Annotated in this window: 18 protein-coding genes and 1 pseudogene; 15 read left to right on the forward strand and 4 right to left on the reverse strand. The window is 71.5% G+C overall.

What is annotated here, in order from left to right; all coding sequences use genetic code 11:
- The coding region (locus GT030_RS15475) for a LysR family transcriptional regulator (protein WP_161201613.1) at positions 1 to 279 on the reverse strand (279 nt) is incomplete at its 3' end.
- A 168-nt stretch (positions 280 to 447) separates the two neighbouring features.
- On the opposite strand from GT030_RS15475, the gene GT030_RS15480 reads away from it, so the two are divergent.
- The 4 genes from GT030_RS15480 (at position 448) to GT030_RS15495 (ending at position 3907) form a co-directional block, all read left to right on the forward strand.
- Complete coding sequence (locus GT030_RS15480; protein WP_161201614.1) at positions 448 to 1080, forward strand: NAD(P)-binding domain-containing protein; 633 nt, start codon at positions 448 to 450, stop codon at positions 1078 to 1080.
- Positions 1081 to 1168: 88 nt separating this feature from the next.
- Positions 1169 to 2104: an SDR family oxidoreductase gene (locus GT030_RS15485; protein ID WP_161201615.1), complete on the forward strand. Its 936-nt coding sequence runs from the start codon at positions 1169 to 1171 to the stop codon at positions 2102 to 2104.
- Between the two features lie 590 nt (positions 2105 to 2694).
- Positions 2695 to 3609 carry a HipA family kinase gene (locus tag GT030_RS15490; protein WP_161201616.1) on the forward strand — a complete coding sequence of 305 codons (915 nt, stop codon included), beginning with the start codon at positions 2695 to 2697 and terminating at the stop codon, positions 3607 to 3609.
- 10 nt (positions 3610 to 3619) lie between these two features.
- Complete coding sequence (locus GT030_RS15495; protein WP_161201617.1) at positions 3620 to 3907, forward strand: SelT/SelW/SelH family protein; 288 nt, start codon at positions 3620 to 3622, stop codon at positions 3905 to 3907.
- 6 nt (positions 3908 to 3913) lie between these two features.
- Here the strand turns inward: GT030_RS15495 and aceB are convergent, their stop codons facing one another.
- Both aceB and GT030_RS15505 read right to left on the reverse strand, forming a co-directional pair.
- On the reverse strand, positions 3914 to 5536 hold the full coding sequence (gene aceB / locus GT030_RS15500) for a malate synthase A (protein ID WP_161201618.1): 1623 nt from the start codon (positions 5534 to 5536) through the stop codon (positions 3914 to 3916).
- 65 nt (positions 5537 to 5601) lie between these two features.
- Positions 5602 to 6228 (reverse strand): nucleotidyltransferase family protein, encoded by a 627-nt coding sequence (locus tag GT030_RS15505; protein WP_161201619.1) that lies wholly within the window; start codon positions 6226 to 6228, stop codon positions 5602 to 5604.
- A gap of 471 nt (positions 6229 to 6699) precedes the next feature.
- Here GT030_RS15505 and allB point away from each other — a divergent pair, with 471 nt between their 5' ends.
- The 4 genes from allB to GT030_RS15525 all read left to right on the forward strand — a co-directional run bounded on the left by allB (position 6700) and on the right by GT030_RS15525 (position 10416).
- On the forward strand, positions 6700 to 8022 hold the full coding sequence (gene allB / locus GT030_RS15510; RefSeq protein ID WP_161201620.1) for an allantoinase AllB: 1323 nt from the start codon (positions 6700 to 6702) through the stop codon (positions 8020 to 8022).
- Positions 8023 to 8057: 35 nt separating this feature from the next.
- The gene (gene alc, locus GT030_RS15515; RefSeq protein WP_161201621.1) at positions 8058 to 9188 is read left to right on the forward strand and encodes an allantoicase; all 1131 of its coding nucleotides are present in this window, start codon (positions 8058 to 8060) and stop codon (positions 9186 to 9188) included.
- An 84-nt stretch (positions 9189 to 9272) separates the two neighbouring features.
- A complete protein-coding gene (locus GT030_RS15520) occupies positions 9273 to 9881 on the forward strand; it encodes a dihydrofolate reductase family protein (protein WP_161201622.1) in 609 nt (202 codons plus the stop codon).
- Positions 9882 to 10020: 139 nt separating this feature from the next.
- Positions 10021 to 10416, forward strand: a complete 396-nt coding sequence (locus tag GT030_RS15525; RefSeq protein WP_161201623.1) for a ribonuclease domain-containing protein — start codon at positions 10021 to 10023, stop codon at positions 10414 to 10416.
- A 75-nt stretch (positions 10417 to 10491) separates the two neighbouring features.
- Here the strand turns inward: GT030_RS15525 and GT030_RS15530 are convergent, their stop codons facing one another.
- Positions 10492 to 11514: a Gfo/Idh/MocA family oxidoreductase gene (locus GT030_RS15530; protein WP_161201624.1), complete on the reverse strand. Its 1023-nt coding sequence runs from the start codon at positions 11512 to 11514 to the stop codon at positions 10492 to 10494.
- 119 nt (positions 11515 to 11633) lie between these two features.
- Here GT030_RS15530 and GT030_RS15535 point away from each other — a divergent pair, with 119 nt between their 5' ends.
- The 7 genes and pseudogenes from GT030_RS15535 to GT030_RS15565 all read left to right on the forward strand — a co-directional run.
- A complete protein-coding gene (locus GT030_RS15535) occupies positions 11634 to 12383 on the forward strand; it encodes a GntR family transcriptional regulator (RefSeq protein ID WP_086692472.1) in 750 nt (249 codons plus the stop codon).
- A 148-nt stretch (positions 12384 to 12531) separates the two neighbouring features.
- Positions 12532 to 13548 carry a sugar ABC transporter substrate-binding protein gene (locus GT030_RS15540; protein ID WP_161201625.1) on the forward strand — a complete coding sequence of 339 codons (1017 nt, stop codon included), beginning with the start codon at positions 12532 to 12534 and terminating at the stop codon, positions 13546 to 13548.
- Entirely contained in the window at positions 13545 to 14621 is a 1077-nt protein-coding gene (locus GT030_RS15545) for an ABC transporter permease (protein WP_161201626.1), read from the forward strand. The genes GT030_RS15540 and GT030_RS15545 overlap by 4 nt, the downstream gene beginning before the upstream one ends.
- Complete coding sequence (locus GT030_RS15550; protein WP_202460130.1) at positions 14618 to 15409, forward strand: ATP-binding cassette domain-containing protein; 792 nt, start codon at positions 14618 to 14620, stop codon at positions 15407 to 15409. The genes GT030_RS15545 and GT030_RS15550 overlap by 4 nt, the downstream gene beginning before the upstream one ends.
- An 81-nt stretch (positions 15410 to 15490) precedes the next feature.
- Positions 15491 to 16636, forward strand: coding sequence for an ROK family glucokinase (locus tag GT030_RS15555; RefSeq protein ID WP_086692478.1), 1146 nt, complete (start codon positions 15491 to 15493; stop codon positions 16634 to 16636).
- Positions 16633 to 17214 carry a sugar kinase gene (locus tag GT030_RS15560; RefSeq protein WP_161201627.1) on the forward strand — a complete coding sequence of 194 codons (582 nt, stop codon included), beginning with the start codon at positions 16633 to 16635 and terminating at the stop codon, positions 17212 to 17214. The genes GT030_RS15555 and GT030_RS15560 overlap by 4 nt, the downstream gene beginning before the upstream one ends.
- 82 nt (positions 17215 to 17296) lie before the next feature.
- Positions 17297 to 17922, forward strand: a pseudogene (locus tag GT030_RS15565) (ATP-dependent helicase); the annotation flags it as partial.

The following is a 17922-nucleotide window of genomic DNA, read 5'->3' on the forward strand; positions in this document are numbered from 1 at the left end:
CCGCCGCCGGCCGCCGGCGGCCTCGGACACCCGGCGCCGCAGCGCGTGCGTGGAGGCGAGCAGCGGGCCGGCCTCGGCCTGCAGCTGCCGGCCCGCGTCGGTCAGCTCGACGCCGTGACGGTCCCGGGTGAACAGCGCCGCGCCGAGATCTTGTTCGAGTGCGCGGATCTGCCGGCTGAGCACCGGCTGGGCGATGTGGAGTTCCTCGGCGGCCCGGCCGAAGTGCAGCCGGTCGGCCACGGCGATGAAGTACCGCAGCTTCCGCAAATCGAGATCCATACGACCTCCAGCGTGGTGAGACCTCCAGGGTATCACCAGGGTTAAAAGAGGTCTTGGACGTTTTCTGGGGGGCGGTGGCAGCATGAAATACGGCGCCTCATCGCGTCGGAAGTCAATTCACCGCGAAAATCTCCGGGCAGGGCCGGAAACCGGAAAGCAGGGATACCGATGAGCAGCATCAGCATTGTCGGACTGGGAAACATGGCCCGGGCTCTGGCCGGGCGGGCGCTGGCCGGCGGGAACACCGTGGAGATCATCGGCCGCGACCAGACCAGGGTGAAGGAGATGGCCGCCGCGCTAGGCGGCGCCATGGTGGGGGCGGCCGGTGACGTCCCGGCCGGGGACATCGTGATCCTCGCCGCGCCCTACGCCGGCGCAGCAGCGGTGGTGAAGGAGTACGGGGAGGCACTGCGCGGCAAGATCATCGTTGACATCAGCAATCCCGTCGCCCCTGACCTGCAGGGATTCGTCGTGCCCGCCGACAGCTCCGGAGCGCAGGAGATCGCCAAGGCGGTTCCCGGTGATGCGCACGTAGTCAAGGCGTTCAACACGGTGTTCTCCCACGTGGTGGCCGCCGGGTCCGCCGAGGGCCGCCCGGTGGACGTGTTCATCGCCGGCGACGACGCGCAGGCCAAGGCTCGCGTGTCTGCGTTCGTCGAGAGCCTGGGGTTTCGCCCCTGGGACACCGGCGACCTGTTCATGGCGCGGGCCCTGGAGAACGTCGGCCTGCTGGAGCTGGGCCTGATGAGCCACTCCGTCAAGCACGCTGATTTCTCCCTCAGCGTCGCCCTTCTGCGCTGAATAGCGCCTCTCATCTCTTTCCGTGCCGCCGTACATTAGTTTTCGAGCGGTGCGGAACCCCCGTCTACCTCTTCAAGGAATTATTCAGATGCGCGTATTCGTTGCTGGCGGGACCGGGCATTCCGGTTCTCACATCATTCCCGAGCTCATCTCCGCAGGGCACGAGGTCACCGGTCTGGCCCGGTCGGACGCGTCCGCGGAAACCCTGTCCGCGCTCGGTGCGAAGGTGCGCCGCGGCGACCTTGAGGACCTCGACGGGCTCAAGGAAGCAGCCGCCGCCTCCGACGGCGTCATCCACGTCGCCCACCGACAGGACCTTCTGCCCATCGGCGGCATGGACGCCGTGGCCGCCGCAGAGCTCCCCATCATGCTCGCCTACGGCGAGGCGCTCGCGGGAACCGGAAAGCCACTGGTCACCGCCGGGAGCATAGGCTCACCCGGGAACCTGGGACGACCGGCCACCGAGGAAGACCCCGCCCTGCCGTCCGGCGAAGAGCACCGGGGCACCTTGCGGGTCCGCAACGTCGTGGAGCGGGCAGTGATCGACCTGGCCGGGCAGGGGGTGCGTTCCTCGGTCGTGCGGATCGCCCTCATCGCGCACGGCGCGAGTGATGTGGCGGGCTTCCTTCCCACGCTGATCGCGCTCGCGAAGGAGAAGGGGTTCGTCGGCTACCCCGGTGACGGCGCCAACATGTGGAACGCCGTCCACATCCGCGACACCGCCGCCCTGTTCCGCCTGGCCCTGGAGGACGGGCCGGCCGGCAGCTACTGGCACGCGGTCGAGGATGGGGGCATCCCCTTCCGCGATATCGCCGAGGCCCTCGCCGGCCGTCTGGGTCTGCCCGCCGTGAGCGTTCCCCATGACGCCCTGATGACACCGGGCTACTTCGGATTCCTCACCAACATCGTCACGCAGAGCTACCCGGCGTCCAACGCCATCACCCGCCGCACCCTCGGCTGGGAACCCGCCCAGCCCGGCCTCCTCGCCGATCTGGACAACGGCCACTACTTCCCCGCCGCCTGAACAGCACCACCCCCGGCTCGCGACCAGTCCGGCACGCCCGGCTCCCTGAAAGGTGTTCGCAGGGTGCCGGGGGGTGCAGGGACTCGGTTGCCAGGCTGTAGGTGCGCTGTGGCCGGGGGCGGCGGGGAATGCTTCACGTGTCGAGAAGCTGGGCGACGTTCGTCTCGGGGGCGCCCAGCTCGAGGGCGACGTCGGCCACCGTCCTGCCCGTGTCGTGGTACCGCGTTCCCGCCGGCGGGGGTGGAGCTTCCGTGGGGGAGGCCGTATCGGCAGTGGGAGGCGGCGCCGAAGGGCGGCTTCCATGTGCTGCGGCACTCCTCCGCCTCGATCATGTGGAGGCGGAGGAGTCCGTGGTGATGCCGGTGCGATGGCTCGGCCGCTCGTCCCCGGCTGTCACGCTTGGTTACTATGCTCACTTCATGCCGGAGGCCGGAAGCAAGGCCGTAACGTCATCGACAGACTGCTGGGGAGCGAGGAGGATGACGACGCCGGCCGAAACTCCCCAGGGCCGATCTGGGAGCTTCCCCAGGTTGCGCCGCGTTGGAGCTGGCCATGGAATCTACGGTTAATAAATCCTGGGGCCTTGGAAGATGCTGAGAGAAGTCGCTGCGACCCGCTACGTCGAACCCCTTCGCTCTGGCGGCTCCGTACCCGCCGTCGTCGAGGCCGACGACCTGGGGACCTACGTCGTGAAGTTCACCGGCTCCGCGCAGGGCCGCAAGGCGCTCGTCGCCGAGGTGATCGTCGGCGAGCTGGCCCGCGCCCTGGGCCTGCGCTTCCCCGAGCTGGTGCTCGTGCACTTCGACCCCGCCGTGGCCGCCGACGAGCCGCACCAGGAGGTGCGCGACCTGCACGACGCCAGTGCGGGCGTCAACCTGGGCATGGACTACCTGCCGGGCGCCCGCGACCTCACCCCCGAGATCGCCCCGCACTTCCCCGTGGACCCGCTGGAGGCGGGCCGGATCGTCTGGCTGGACGCGCTCACCGCCAACGTGGACCGCACCGTCCACAGCTCCAACCTCATGGTCTGGCCGACCTTCGGCACCGCGCCCCCGCGCCTGTGGCTCATCGACCACGGCGCCGCCCTCGTCTTCCACCACCGGTGGGACACCACGAACCCCGGTCGCAAGTACGACTTCCGCCACCACGCGCTCGGCCAGTACGGCCCCGACGTGCGCGCCGCCGACGCCGAGCTGGCCCCCAAGGTCACCGAGGACCTGCTGCGCGGCATCCTCGCCGAGGTGCCCGACGCCTGGCTCACCGACGACCCCGCCTTCGCCACCCCGGACGAGGCCCGTGCCGCCTACGTCGACCATCTCCTGGCCCGCGCCCGGCTCTCCGCCGAGTGGCTGCCCACCGACTTCCCCGACCGGGCGGAACTCGCCGCCGAGGAGGCCGCCCGCGCCGAGCGGTCCCAGCGGGGGCGCCCGGACTGGCTCAAGCGGGTCCCCGACCTGCACGGACGCCCGGCGGCGGAACAGGACTGGTCGGTACACCTGGGATGAAGGGATCTTTGTGAGTCACCGCGTCGAGATCGAGTACTGCACCCAGTGCCGCTGGCTGCCCCGCGCGGCCTGGCTGGCGCAGGAGCTGCTCACCACCTTCGAGACCGAGCTGGAGGCCCTCGCGCTCAAGCCCGGCACCGGCGGTGTCTTCGTCGTCCGGGTGGACGGCGAGCCGGTCTGGGACCGCCGTGAGCAGGGCTTTCCCGAGCCCACGGCGGTCAAGCGGCTGGTGCGGGACCGGGTGGCGCCTGAGCGGTCCCTCGGTCACTCCGACAAACCCGGCCACTTGGAGAAGTGAGCGTGTTCAGCCGGTGAGGTGCCGGTAGGCCGGCAGAGTGAGGAAGTCGGCGTACTCCTCGTCCAGCGCCACCGTCAGCAGCAGGTCGTGCGCCTCCTGCCAGTGGCCGGCCGCGAACGCCTCCGCGCCGATCTCCGCCCGCACCGCCTCCAGCTCGGCCGCCGCCAGCCGGCGGGCCAGCTCGGGGGTGGCGCGCTCGCCGTTCTCGAACTCGACGCCCGCGTTGATCCACTGCCAGATCTGCGAGCGGGAGATCTCCGCGGTGGCCGCGTCCTCCATCAGGTTGAAGATGGCCACCGCGCCGAGTCCGCGCAGCCACGCCTCGATGTACCGGATGCCGACCTGCACCGCGTTGACCAGCCCGGCGTAGGTCGGTTTCGCGTCCAGCGAGCCGATGTCGATCAGGTCGGCCGCCTGCACGTGGACATCCTCGCGCAGCCGGTCCTTCTGGTGCGGGCGGTCGCCGAGCACCTTGTCGAAGGACTCCATGGCGATCGGCACCAGGTCCGGGTGGGCCACCCAGGAGCCGTCGAAGCCGTCGGCCGCCTCGCGGTCCTTGTCCGCCCGTACCTTCTCGAAGGCCACTTTGTTGACCTCGGCGTCCTTGCGGGACGGGATGAAGGCCGCCATCCCGCCGATCGCGTGCGCGCCCCGTTTGTGGCAGGTGCGGACGAGGAGTTCGGTGTACGCGCGCATGAACGGCGCTGTCATCGTGACCAGGTTGCGGTCCGGCAGCACGAACTCCGGGCCGCCGTCACGGAAGTTCTTCACGATGGAGAACAGGTAGTCCCAGCGTCCCGCGTTGAGCCCGGAGGCGTGGTCGCGCAGTTCGTACAGGATCTCCTCCATCTCGTACGCGGCCGTGATCGTCTCGATCAGTACGGTGGCCCGTACGGTGCCCTGGGGGATGCCGAGTTGGTCCTGCGCGAACACGAACACGTCGTTCCACAGCCGGGCTTCGAGGTGGGACTCGGTCTTGGGCAGGTAGAAGTACGGGCCCTTGCCCAGCTCCAGCAGGCGGGCGGCGTTGTGGAAGAAGTACAGGCCGAAGTCGACCAGGGCGCCCGGCAGGGGCTCGCCGTCGGCTCCCGTGAGGTGCCGCTCGTCCAGGTGCCAGCCGCGCGGCCGCATCACGACCGTCGCCAGCTCCTCCTGCGGGCGCAGCGCGTAAGACTTGCCGGTGCGGGCGTCGGTGAAGTCGACGCGGCCGGCGTAGGCGTCCATCAGGTTGAGCTGGCCGAGGATCACGTTCTCCCAGGTGGGGGAGGAGGCGTCCTCGAAGTCGGCGAGCCAGATCCTGGCGCCGGAGTTGAGCGCGTTGACCGTCATCTTGCGGTCGGCCGGGCCGGTGATCTCCACCCGGCGGTCCTGCAGGGCGGGCGGCGCGGGGGCCACCCGCCAGGAGTCGTCGGCCCGCACCCCGGCCGTCTCGGGGAGGAAGTCCAGCGTGCCGGTACGGGCGATCTCCGCGCGGCGCTCGGTCCGGCGGGCCAGGAGTTCGTTCCGGCGCGGGGTGAACCGCCGGTGCAGCTCCGCGAGGAAGTCCAGCGCCGGGCCGGTGAGGACCTCCTCCTGCCGGGGGAGCGGCTCGGCGTCGACGACGACCGGCGGGGACGCGGGTGCGGACATGAGCGGTCACTTCCTCCGTGGCGGGCTGGTCGGACTGGGCAGCGTAATTTCCTGATCGCCGAAGCTCAATGGGCCCCGCCGGGGCGCAGCCTGCCGAGGTCGGCCCCGGTGTCGATGTCGTACGCCTCGGCCACGTCCCCGCACTCCACGAGCCGGATCCCGGCGGAGTGCTCGCGCAGATACTCCCGCGCCCCCTGATCACCCCGCGCGGCCTCGGCCGCACCGGCCCAGTGGGCGGACCCGAGCAGCACCGGGTGCCCGCGCCTGCCGTCGTACGCGGCCGACACGAGGGAGGTCTCGCCGGTGAAGGCGTCCAGTACCCGCGCGTACGCCTCGGGCCCGATGCCCGGCTGATCAACGAGGCTCACGAGAGCGCCGCGCGCATCCGTACCCCCGAGAGAGCGAAGCCCGGCCCGCAGGGAGGACCCCATCCCCTCGCCCCAGCCGGGGTTGTCCACGAGTACACATTCGCTCAACTCGGCCTGCGCACGCACCTCTTCGGCCCCAGCTCCAAGCACCACATGCACGCGGGCACACCCGGCGTCCCACAGCGCACGAGCCGCCCGCTCCACGAGCAGTGCCCCGTCGTGCCGCAGCAGGGCCTTAGGACGCCCACCAAGCCGCCGCCCCGCTCCGGCGGCGAGCAGGAGTCCCGCGACTCGGGGGCGGCGGGGGGCTTGGTCGGACGTCATGGGACCAGGATGCCTGGATGTGGGCAGGTGCGGGGGCACCTGGGACCTCTGGCCGGGTACGCGGACCGCGTGCCGAATCCGGTATTCGGACTGTCAGCCCGGTGCGGCGGCTGGCCTGGGTACGCCGAGGGCGGGCGCGCGGCCGCCCCTCCGACAGCCCTTGGCCAGCTGCGCGGACGGCGTCACGGGTCCGGCGCCGGGCGTCAGTCCTGGGGTGGGGCAGACGGGGCCGCCTCACCAAGGTGCGCGGGCGCGCCGGTCCGCAGGGCCGGGACCGACGGGTGACGTGCGGCAACATCCGCGGCCGATCCCCGTGAACACCCCCTCGTGCGCTCAGGCCCCGCGGCCCCAGCGGCTGGCACCCTTGACTCGTGCCGGAGCGGGCGGTGAGACTCCTTCAACAGAACGTTGAAGTCCGTTACATGGGTGTTAATACCGTTTCCTGGGCGTGAACGGCTGAGAGGGGTTCGGGTGTCCGACGACGTCGAGCTGGCGTTGCGTTCCACGCGTGTGGTCACCCCGGAGGGGGTGCGGGCCGCGACGGTCACCGTCGTCGGCGGGACGATCGAGGCTGTGCTGCCGTACGAGGTGGGAGTCCCGGCCGTCGACCTGGGGGACGACGCGCTGCTGCCCGGTCTGGTCGATACGCACGTGCACGTCAATGACCCCGGCCGGGCCGAGTGGGAGGGATTCTGGACGGCGACCCGGGCGGCGGCGGCCGGGGGTATCACCACCCTCGTCGACATGCCGCTGAACTCCCTTCCGCCGACCACCACGGTCGACCACCTGCGCATCAAGCGGGAGGCGGCACAGGGCCGCACCCACGTCGACGTCGGCTTCTGGGGCGGCGCTCTGCCCGGCAACGTCAAGGACCTCCGCCCGCTGCACGAGGCCGGGGTGTTCGGCTTCAAGGCGTTTCTCTCGCCGTCCGGCGTGGACGAGTTCCCGCACTTGGACCACGCCCAACTGGCGCGCTCCCTCGGCGAGATCGCCGGCTTCGACGGCCTGCTCATCGTGCACGCCGAAGACCCGTCCCACCTCACGGACGCCCCCGCCGGACCGGCGTACGCGGGCTTCCTCGCCTCTCGCCCGCATGCGGCCGAGACGGACGCCATCGCCCGACTGCTGCAACTGGCGCGCAGGCTGAACGCCCGTGTGCACGTGCTCCACCTCTCCTCCGCCGCCGCCCTGCCGCTCATCGCCGCCGCCCGCGCCGAAGGCGTCCGCGTCACCGTGGAGACCTGTCCGCACTACCTCACCCTGAGCGCCGAGGAAATCCCGGACGGGGCGAGCGAGTTCAAGTGCTGCCCGCCCATCCGCGAGGCCACCAACCGGGACCTGCTCTGGCAGGCGCTCGCGGACGGCACGATCGACTGCGTCGTCACCGACCACTCGCCCTCCACCGCCGACCTCAAGACGCCGGACTTCGCCACCGCCTGGGGCGGCATCTCCGGCCTCCAGCTGAGCCTCCCCGCGATCTGGACCGAGGCACGCGAGCGCGGGCACCAGCTGGCCGACGTGGTCCGGTGGATGTCCGCCCGGACCGCGACCCTCGCCGGTCTCGGCCGCAAGGGCGCCATCGCGCCGGGCCGCGACGCCGACTTCGCCGTCCTCGACCCGGAGGACTCCTTCACCGTCGACCCCGCCCGCCTCCACCACCGCAACCCGGTCACCGCGTACGCCGGCAAGACCTTGCACGGCGTGGTGAAGTCCACCTGGCTGCGCGGTCAGCAGGTCTACAGCGAAGGCGAGTTCACCGAGCCGAAGGGCCGCTTGCTCACCCGTACCGGCTGAGCCCCGTACCCCTGCCGAAAGGACCCCCGATCACCGTGACGGCGCAGCAACCCTCCGACCCGCCCCGCTTCACCGGCGACGCGGCTCCCTACGGCGGCGGCGACCCCTACGCGGACTACCGCACCGCCGACTTCCCCTTCACCCACCACCCCGACCTCGCCGACCGGCGCCTGGGAGCCGGGGTGATCGCCGCCAACGACGAGTTCTTCGCCGAGCGGGAGAACCTGCTGCTGCCCCACCGCGCGGAGTTCGAGCCCGGCCGCTTCGGCCACAAGGGCAAGATCATGGACGGCTGGGAGACCCGGCGCCGGCGCGGCCCGAACGCCGAGCACCCCTGGCCGGGCGCCGACGACCACGACTGGGCGCTGATCCGCCTCGGCACGCCCGGTGCGATCCGGGGAATCGTCGTGGACACCGCCCACTTCCGGGGCAACCACCCGCAGGCCGTCTCGGTCGAGGCCACCTCGGCGCCCGGCAACCCGTCCCCCGAGGATCTGCTCGGCGGCGACGTGAAGTGGACGACGCTCGTCCCGGTCACCCCGGTCGGCGGCCACGCGGCGAACGGCTTCCTCGTCTCCGCGCCCCAGCGTTTCACCCACCTCCGGCTGAACCAGCACCCGGACGGTGGCGTCGCCCGGCTGCGCGCGTACGGCGAGATCGTCCCGGACCCGGAGTGGCTGGCCACGCTCGGCACCTTCGACGTGGCCGCGCTGGAGAACGGCGGCCGCGCCGAGGACGCCTCGGACCGCTTCTACTCCCCGGCCGCCAACACCGTACGACCGGGCCGCTCCCAGCGGATGGACGACGGCTGGGAGACCCGGCGCCGCCGCGACCGGGGCCACGACTGGATCACGTACCGGCTGACCGAACAGGCGCTGGTGCGCGCGGTGGAGATCGACACGGCCTATCTGAAGGGGAACAGCGCGGGCTGGGCGTCGGTGTCGGTGCGGGACGGCGAGAGCGGGGAGTGGACCGAGATCCTGCCGCGCACCCGGCTCCAGCCGGACACCAACCACCGCTTCCCGCTCCCGGCGCCGGCCGTCGGCACGCACGCGCGCGTGGACATCCATCCGGACGGCGGGATCTCCCGGCTGCGCCTCTTCGGCTCGCTCACCGAGGCCGGGGCGAGCCGCCTGGCCGCGCGGTTCCGGGAGCTGGACGGCTGAGGTGAGGGGGGACCGATGAGTTGCGGTCCCGCGCGGGGTCTGCACCGTTGACAGCAGGACCCCGCACCCGGAAGAAGGCATCTCATGGGCAAGCTCGTCTCCACCGTCTTCGTCTCGCTCGACGGCGTCTACCAGGCCCCCGGCGGCCCCGAGGAGGACACCAGCGGCGGCTTCGGCCAGGGCGGCTGGACCTTCCCGTACGCCGACGAAGGCTTCGGCGGCTTCGTCGACGAGAGCTTCGGCCGGGCCGGTGCCTTCCTGCTCGGCCGCCACACCTACGACATCTTCGCCGGGTACTGGCCCAAGGTGACCGACGCCGGGAACCCGGTCGCGGCCAAGCTGAACGCGCTGCCGAAATTCGTCGTCTCCGCGACCGTCGAGAAGCCCGAGTGGGCCGGGACGACCGTGCTCTCCGGCGACCTCGGCAAGGAGGTCCAGGCGCTGAAGGAGCGCACCGAGGGCGAGGTCCAGATCCACGGCAGCGGGGCGCTGGTCCGCTCGCTGGTGAACCTCGGCCTGATCGACACCCTGCACCTGCTGACCTTCCCCGTCGTGCTGGGCGAGGGGCGGCGGCTGTTCGTGGAGGGTGCCGTTCCCACCCGCTTCAGGCACGCGGGCGGCACGGTCACCGGCAAGGGGGTCTCCATCCAGTCGTACGACCTGGCGGGCCGCCCCGAGTACGGGTCCTTCTAGTCGGTCGACGGTATGCCAACAGGAGCCCCAACGGCTCCTGTTGGGGCAGGTTAACGCCGTGAGAACTCATCGGACCTGCCGGGAAAATCCACATCTCTCTCATTGACATGAACGCGTCTACGCGCGTCATCATGAACCCATGAGATTCCCCCCACGCACCACTCGCATCGGCGCCGCGGCGGCCCTCTTCTCCGCCCTCCTCGTCGGCGGCACCGTCTCCGCCACCACCGCGGACGCGGCCACCGCGTCGGTCGGCAGCATCTGTTACGGCTCCCTGCCGTCGCAGGCGTACGACACCCTCGACCTCATCGCCCGGGGCGGCCCGTACCCGTACTCCCAGGACGGCGTCGTCTTCCAGAACCGCGAGGGCGTCCTGCCCAGCCAGTCCTCCGGGTACTACCACGAGTACACGGTCAAGACCCCCGGCGAGCCCACCCGTGGCGCCCGCCGCATCGTCACGGGCCAGCGGACCCGGGAGGACTACTACACCTCCGACCACTACGCCACGTTCAACCTCATCAACTTCGGCTGCTGACCACTCCGTTCGGCCCGCCCCGCGACCCTTCCCCCCACACCGGGAGCCGCGGGGCGGGGCCGTGTCCGGGGCGGATCACACGTACGAGGACTGCACCCGGTCGGGAACCTCCGCCAGGGCGACCGCTCTTCGTTCGCGCCGGGAGATCTCGCACGCCTCCGCGATGCGCAGGGCCTGCAGTGCCTGCCACCCGTCGCAGGGGTTGGGGTGTTCGCCGCGGACCACGTCCACGAAGGTGCAGAGTTCGGACTCGTAGGCGGTGCCGAAGCGTTCGAGGAAGCCGGGCCAGGGTTTGTCGGCCGGGGGAGGGCCCGTCGGTTCGGTGGAGGCGATCGGGGTGCGGTCGTCCAGGCCGACGACGACCGTGTCGAGTTCGCCGGACAGCTCCATGCGGACGTCGTAACCGGCGCCGTTGAGGCGGGTCGCGGTGGCCGTGGCGAGGGTGCCGTCGTCCAGGGTGAGCAGGGCCGCGCCGGTGTCGACGTCGCCGGCCTCGCGGAACATCGCAGGACCGGCGTCGGAGCCGGCCGCGTACACGTCGATCACTTCGCGGCCGGTGACCCAGCGCAGGATGTCGAAGTCGTGGATCAGGGTGTCCCGGAACAGGCCGCCGGACAGCGGCAGCCACTCGCGCGGGGGCGGCGACTGGTCGGAGGTCAGGGCACGCACGGTGTGCAGCCGGCCGAGCCGGCCCGAGCGCACCGCCTCACGGGCGCCCACGTACCCCGCGTCGAAGCGCCGCTGGAAGCCCATCTGGAGCACGGTTCCCGCCGCCGCGACCTCGGCGAGCGCGTGCAGCGTGCCGGACAGGTCGAGCGCGATCGGCTTCTCGCAGAACACCGGCAGCCCGGAGCGGGCCGCGCGGCCGATCAGCTCCGCGTGCGCCGCCGTCGCCGTAGTGATCACCACCGCGTCCACGCCCCACTGGAAGACCTCGTCCACGCCCGGCGCCGCCGTCTCCCCGAGCCGGTGCGCCAGCTCCTGCGCGCGTAACGGATCGGAGTCCGTCAGGATCAGCGATCCGACCTCCCGGTGGCGGCTCAGCGTGTTGGCGTGGATGGCCCCGATGCGGCCCGTCCCGATGACCCCGATGCGCATGAGGACACATTGAGGGGGAACAACGTGCACCTGTCAATCAAAATGTCAGGACAACCGGACTTCACGACTTCCCGTCATCCGGGCACCGGACTACGCTCGGGCCCGTGCCGAAACCAGATGTGGACCCGACCGCGCCGCTCGGCCTCCGCGTGGACCGAAGCTCCCCGGTGCCGCTGTACTTCCAGCTCGCCCAGCAGCTGGAGGCCGCCATCGAGCGCGGCGCCCTCACCCCCGGCAGCCTGCTCGGCAACGAGATCGAGCTGGCCGCGCGGCTCGGTCTGTCCCGGCCCACCGTCCGCCAGGCCATCCAGTCCCTCGTCGACAAGGGACTGCTGGTACGCCGCCGCGGTGTCGGCACCCAGGTCGTGCACAGCCAGGTCAAGCGCCCGCTGGAACTGAGCAGCCTCTACGACGACCTGGAGGCGGCCGGCCAGCGGCCCGCCACCAAGGTCCTGGTCAACACGGTCGTCCCGGCCACCGCCGAGATCGCCGCCGCGCTCGGTGTCACCGAGGGCCACGACGTGCACCGCGTCGAGCGGCTGCGGCTGGCGCACGGCGAGCCGATGGCGTACCTGACCAACCACCTGCCGCTCGGCCTGCTGGACCTCGACACCGCCCGGCTGGAGGCAACCGGCCTCTACCGGCTGATGCGCGCGGCCGGCATCACCCTGCACAGCGCCCGCCAGTCCATCGGCGCCCGCGGCGCCACCCCCGCCGAGGCGGACCGGCTCGCCGAGGCCGAGGGCGCCCCGCTGCTCACCATGAGGCGCGTCACGTTCGACGACACCGGCCGCGCGGTCGAGCAGGGCGACCACACCTACCGTCCGGCCCGGTATTCCTTCGAGTTCCAGCTCCTGGTGCGCCCCTGAGCCATGTCCGGCCGCGTCATATTGTCCGGACAAATGCCCTGGCGGATGCGCCCCGGACGGGTAACGAGTGTTCCGCGTGTTCGATACTGAAGTGTTTGCGTCAGAACACGGCAAGCGTTCAGAACACGGCAAGAAGGGGCACGGCCTCGTGGCACGGTTTCAGAACCGGGTAGGCATGACGGTGGCAGGAGCGTTCGCACTGCTCGCCTGCGTCTCGCTGACCGCCTGCAGCAGCACCGGCGGCAAGAAGGCCGAGGACGCCCGCAAGGCCGCCACGGCCCAGGGCAGGGCAGCGGTGACCACCCCCCGCTGGACCATCGCGATGATCACCCACTCCGGCGACGGCGACACCTTCTGGGACATCGTGCAGAGCGGCGCCAAGCAGGCGGCGGTCAAGGACAACATCAACTTCCTGTACTCGCACGACGACGAGGCCCAGCAGCAGGCCCAGCTCGTGGACGCGGCGATCGACAAGAAGGTCGACGGGATCATCGTCAGCCTGGCCAAGCCCGACGCCCTCAAGGCGGCCGTGGCCCGCGCCCACAAGGCCGGCATCCCGGTGGTCACGGTCAACTCCGGCTCCGCCCAGTCCAAGGCGTTCGGCGCCCTCAGCCACATCGGCCAGGACGAGACCATCGCCGGTGAGGCGGTCGGCGAGGAGCTGAACGAGCGCGGCCGCAAGAACGCCCTGTGCGTCCTGCACGAGCAGGGCAACGTCGGCCACGAGCAGCGCTGCGACGGCGTGGAGAAGACCTTCCACGGCAAGGTCCGCAAGCTCTACGTCAACGGCACCAACATGCCCGACGTCCAGTCCGCCGTCGGCGCCAAGCTCCAGGCCGACCGGGACGTGGACGCCGTCGTCACCCTGGGCGCCCCCTACGCCGACACCGTGGTGAAGGCCAAGGCGGACGCCGGGAGCAAGGCCGAGGTCGACACCTTCGACCTCAACGCCAAGGTCGCCGCCGAGCTGAAGGACGGCACCCTCGGCTTCGCCGTCGACCAGCAGCCCTACCTCCAGGGCTACGAGGCGGTCGACCTGCTGTGGCTGTACAAGTACAACGGCGACGTCCTCGGCGGCGGCAAGCCGGTCCTGACCGGCCCGCAGATCATCACCAAGGACCAGGCGGGCGCGCTCGCGGCGTACACCGATCGGGGCACCCGATGAGCACCACCACCGGCACCCGCGCCACCGGAGGACCGGCGCCGGGCGGCGAGCGGCCGCGCGACGAGCGGCTGCTGCGCACCTCCCCGCTGCGCAAGCTGCTGTCCCGGCCCGAACTGGGCTCGGTCGTCGGCGCCCTCGCGGTCCTGGTCTTCTTCGCGGTCGCCGCCGACGGCTTCCTGCGCCCGTCCAGCATCAGCACCGTGCTGTACGCCTCCTCGACCATCGGCATCATGGCCGTACCCGTGGCCCTGCTGATGATCGGCGGCGAGTTCGATCTCTCCGCGGGCGTCATGGTCACGTCGTCCGCGCTGATCTCCTCGATGTTCAGCTACCAGATGACGGCCAACATCTGGGTCGGCGCCGGGGTGTCCCTGCTGGTCACCCTGGCCGTCGGCGCGTTCAACGGGTTCATGCTGACCCGCACCAAGCTGCCCAGCTTCATCGTCACGCTGGGCACCTTCCTGATGCTCACCGGCATGAACCTGGGCTTCACCAAGCTGATCGACGGCACGGTGTCCACCAAGTCGATCGGCGACATGGAGGGCTTCCCGAGCGCGCACGCCGTGTTCGCCTCGACCCTCGGCATCGGCGGGGTCGACCTCAAGGTCACCGTGCTGTGGTGGCTCGGCCTGGTCGCCCTCGCCTCCTGGGTGCTGCTGCGCACCCGCGTCGGCAACTGGATCTTCGCGGTCGGCGGCAACGAGGACGCGGCCCGCGCGGTCGGCGTCCCCGTCGCCAAGACCAAGATCGGCCTCTACATGGGCGTCGCCTTCGGCGCCTGGGTGTCCGGCCAGCACCTGCTGTTCTCCTTCGACACCGTCCAGTCCGGCGAGGGCGTCGGCAACGAGCTGATCTACATCATCGCGGCCGTCATCGGTGGCTGTCTGATCACCGGCGGTTACGGCAGCGCCGTCGGCTCGGCGGTCGGCGCCCTGCTGTTCGGCATGACCAGCAAGGGCATCGTCTTCGCCGAGTGGAACCCGGACTGGTTCAAGTTCTTCCTGGGAGCCATGCTCCTCCTGGCGACCCTGCTCAACACCTGGGTCCGCAAGCGCGCGGAGGCCACCACATGACCGTCACCGAAGAGCGCGTGCCCCTGGTCGAGCTGACCGGCGTCAGCAAGCGCTACGGCAACGTCCGTGCCCTGGAGGGCGTCTCCCTCGAGGTGCACGCCGGGGAGATCACCTGTGTCCTCGGCGACAACGGCGCGGGCAAGTCCACCCTGATCAAGACCATCGCGGGACTCCACCAGCACGACGGCGGCACCCTCCGCATCGAGGGCGAGGAGACCCGGCTCGCCTCCCCGCGCGACGCCCTGGACCGGGGCATCGCCACGGTCTACCAGGACCTCGCCGTCGTCTCCCTGATGCCGGTCTGGCGCAACTTCTTCCTCGGCTCCGAGCCCCGCAAGGGCAAGGGCCCCTTCGCGCGCCTGGACACCGACCTGATGCGCCGCACCACCCGCGAGGAACTGCTGCGCATGGGCATCGACCTGCGCGACGTCGACCAGCCCATCGGCACCCTCTCCGGCGGCGAGCGCCAGTGCGTGGCCATCGCGCGTGCCGTGCACTTCGGCGCCAAGGTGCTCGTCCTGGACGAGCCCACCGCCGCACTGGGCGTCAAGCAGTCCGGTGTGGTCCTCAAATATGTGGCCGCGGCACGCGATGCGGGCCTGGGTGTCGTACTGATCACCCACAACCCGCACCACGCGCATCTCGTCGGCGACCGCTTCGTGCTGCTGCGGCGCGGCGCCATGGTGGGCAACCACACACGCGACGAGATCACCCTGGACGAACTGACCAAGCAGATGGCGGGCGGAGCGGACCTGGACGCTCTGCACCACGAGCTGCAGCGCGACTGACGGAGGCGGAGCCGCGGGGATTCGCGGCTCCGCACCCGACAGCGCCGCGCCCGGCGTGAGCGTGAGGCACAATCGAGCCCGATGAGCACCTACCGCGACCTCGCCGCCCCCATCGGCTCCCGCCGCGCCCCCGTCCTGCGCACGGTGGGCACCCGGGAACGCCGCTCCCACCTGACCGCGCCCCGCGTGCCCACGGTCGGCATCGACATCGGCGGCACCAAGGTCATGGCGGGCGTCGTGGACGCCGACGGCAACATCCTGGAGAAGCTCCGCGCGGAGACCCCGGACAAGTCCAAGAGCCCCCAGGTCGTCGAGGACACCATCGCGGAGCTGGTGCTCGACCTCTCCGACCGGCACGACGTGCACGCCGTCGGCATCGGGGCCGCCGGCTGGGTCGACGCCGACCGCAACCGCGTCCTGTTCGCCCCCCACCTGTCCTGGCGCAACGAGCCGCTGCGCGACCGTCTCGCCGCCCGGCTGTCCGTGCCCGTCCTGGTGGACAACGACGCCAACACCGCGGCCTGGGCGGAGTGGCGCTTCGGCGCCGGGCGTGGCGAGGACCACCTCGTCATGATCACCCTCGGCACCGGCATCGGGGGCGCCATCCTGGAGGACGGCCAGGTCAAGCGAGGCAAGTTCGGCGTCGCGGGCGAGTTCGGCCATATGCAGGTCGTCCCCGGCGGACACCGGTGCCCGTGCGGCAACCGCGGCTGCTGGGAGCAGTACAGCTCCGGCAACGCCCTGGTCCGCGAGGCGCGGGAGCTGGCCGCCGCCGACTCCCCGGTCGCCTACGGGATCATCGAGCACGTCAAGGGCAGCATCGGCGACATCACCGGCCCGATGATCACCGAGCTGGCCCGCGAGGGCGACGCCATGTGCATCGAGCTGCTCCAGGACATCGGCCAGTGGCTGGGCGTCGGCATCGCCAACCTCGCCGCCGCCCTCGACCCGTCCTGCTTCGTCATCGGCGGCGGGGTCAGCGCGGCCGACGACCTGCTCATCGGCCCCGCGCGGGACGCCTTCAAGCGCCACCTCACCGGCCGCGGCTACCGCCCCGAGGCCCGCATCACCCGCGCCCAGCTCGGCCCCGAGGCCGGCATGGTCGGCGCCGCCGACCTGGCCCGGCTGGTCGCCCGCCGCTTCCGCCGCGCCAAGCGCCGCCGCGTGGAGCGCTACGAACGCTACGAGCGGTACACCCAGGGCCGCCGGGACCGGGACACCGCATGACCACCTCGCTTCCGCACCAGGCGGCCGCCCCGGCCACCCCGCACCCGGCGGGGGAGGACCCGCGTCACCGCGTCAAGCGCCGCGCCCTCACCCTGCTGATCATCGTGCTGCTCATCGGGGTACCGGCCGGTTACCTGGTGATCTCCGCCAACCAGAGCCGGGACAGCGGCAAGGACAAGGAAGCGAAGTACTCCGCCACCGGCCTCACCTCCGGCTGGCCCTCCAAGGTGCAGCGCCGCCTCTACCAGGTGCCCGTACCGCACCCGGCCGACCGGCTCGCCTACTACGAGACCAACAACTGGAAGACCAGCCGCCTGTACGTCCAGTTCCGCACCAACGGTGCGGGCCTGGACAGCTTCCTCGGCACCCTCGGCATCCGCCGCGACCAGCTGAAGCAGGGCGCCGACACCATCGGCGCCCGCGACCGCCAGGTCTCCGGCTGGAACCTCACCGGCCCCGGCCCCTGGTCCGGCTACACCCACAAGCAGAAGAACCCCGCCCCCACCCAGGACGTGGTCGTGAACATGTCCGACCCGGTCTATCCGACGGTGTACGTGGTCAGCCGCACGGTGCCCTGAGCCCGCCGCGGAACCCGTTGTCAGACCCCACCCGTACAGTCGGACACGGCTCATCCGACAGGGACGGGAGGTGACAGGACACATGAGCGACGGCACGGCCACGGCGACAGCCCGCGCGCGGACCGAGGACAGGGTCCCGGCACGTCTCGCCTGCGTGTTCCTGCCCGCGCCCCTCCCGCGCGAGGCCCGCGTCGCCTTCTGGGACCCCGACGGCGAGCCCCTGCTGGACGCCATCGACGAGCTGACCGTCGTACGGCCGCACGGTACGGGCGTACGGCGCCGTCAGGTGCCCGCGCTCACCCTGTCCCTCGCCGACGCGCTGCCCCTGCTGGTCCGGGCCCGGCACGATCCGGCCGCGCATCCGGCCACCGCCTGCTGGGGGGCCGCCGCACTGCACGCGCTGCGCCTGACCGCGCGGGGACGCCTGCTGCCCGGTCTCACCCCCAGCGGGCACGACGCCTGGCGTGCCGGTCCACTGGAGCCCGACGACATCGCGCACCTGCGCGCGGTGGCCGCCGCGATGCCGCCCGAGGGCCACGCCGTACCGCTGCCCGGCCCCGGACCGCTGACCCTGCCCGAGCCAGAGGCCCTGGTCCGCTCCTTCCTGGACGCCGTCGCGGACACCCTGCCCCGCACCCCCGCCGCCCCGCACACCAGCGGGCGCCCCTTCGCCGCCCGCGAGCCCCAGCCGCTGCCCGGCGCCCGGGA

The sequence above is a fragment of the Streptomyces sp. SID1328 genome (assembly GCF_009865595.1).
GTDB lineage: Bacteria > Actinomycetota > Actinomycetes > Streptomycetales > Streptomycetaceae > Streptomyces > Streptomyces griseoluteus.

Excerpts from the sequence above, each read along its gene's own strand:
- GT030_RS15480 (WP_161201614.1), top strand. The coding sequence starts at position 448 with ATGAGCAGCATCAGCATTGTCGGACTGGGAAACATGGCCCGGGCTCTG.
- GT030_RS15485 (WP_161201615.1), top strand. The coding sequence starts at position 1,169 with ATGCGCGTATTCGTTGCTGGCGGGACCGGGCATTCCGGTTCTCACATC.
- GT030_RS15490 (WP_161201616.1), top strand. The coding sequence starts at position 2,695 with ATGCTGAGAGAAGTCGCTGCGACCCGCTACGTCGAACCCCTTCGCTCT.
- aceB (WP_161201618.1), bottom strand. The coding sequence starts at position 5,536 with ATGTCCGCACCCGCGTCCCCGCCGGTCGTCGTCGACGCCGAGCCGCTC.
- GT030_RS15505 (WP_161201619.1), bottom strand. The coding sequence starts at position 6,228 with ATGACGTCCGACCAAGCCCCCCGCCGCCCCCGAGTCGCGGGACTCCTG.
- GT030_RS15520 (WP_161201622.1), top strand. The coding sequence starts at position 9,273 with ATGGGCAAGCTCGTCTCCACCGTCTTCGTCTCGCTCGACGGCGTCTAC.
- GT030_RS15525 (WP_161201623.1), top strand. The coding sequence starts at position 10,021 with ATGAGATTCCCCCCACGCACCACTCGCATCGGCGCCGCGGCGGCCCTC.
- GT030_RS15530 (WP_161201624.1), bottom strand. The coding sequence starts at position 11,514 with ATGCGCATCGGGGTCATCGGGACGGGCCGCATCGGGGCCATCCACGCC.
- GT030_RS15545 (WP_161201626.1), top strand. The coding sequence starts at position 13,545 with ATGAGCACCACCACCGGCACCCGCGCCACCGGAGGACCGGCGCCGGGC.
- GT030_RS15550 (WP_202460130.1), top strand. The coding sequence starts at position 14,618 with ATGACCGTCACCGAAGAGCGCGTGCCCCTGGTCGAGCTGACCGGCGTC.
- GT030_RS15555 (WP_086692478.1), top strand. The coding sequence starts at position 15,491 with ATGAGCACCTACCGCGACCTCGCCGCCCCCATCGGCTCCCGCCGCGCC.
- GT030_RS15560 (WP_161201627.1), top strand. The coding sequence starts at position 16,633 with ATGACCACCTCGCTTCCGCACCAGGCGGCCGCCCCGGCCACCCCGCAC.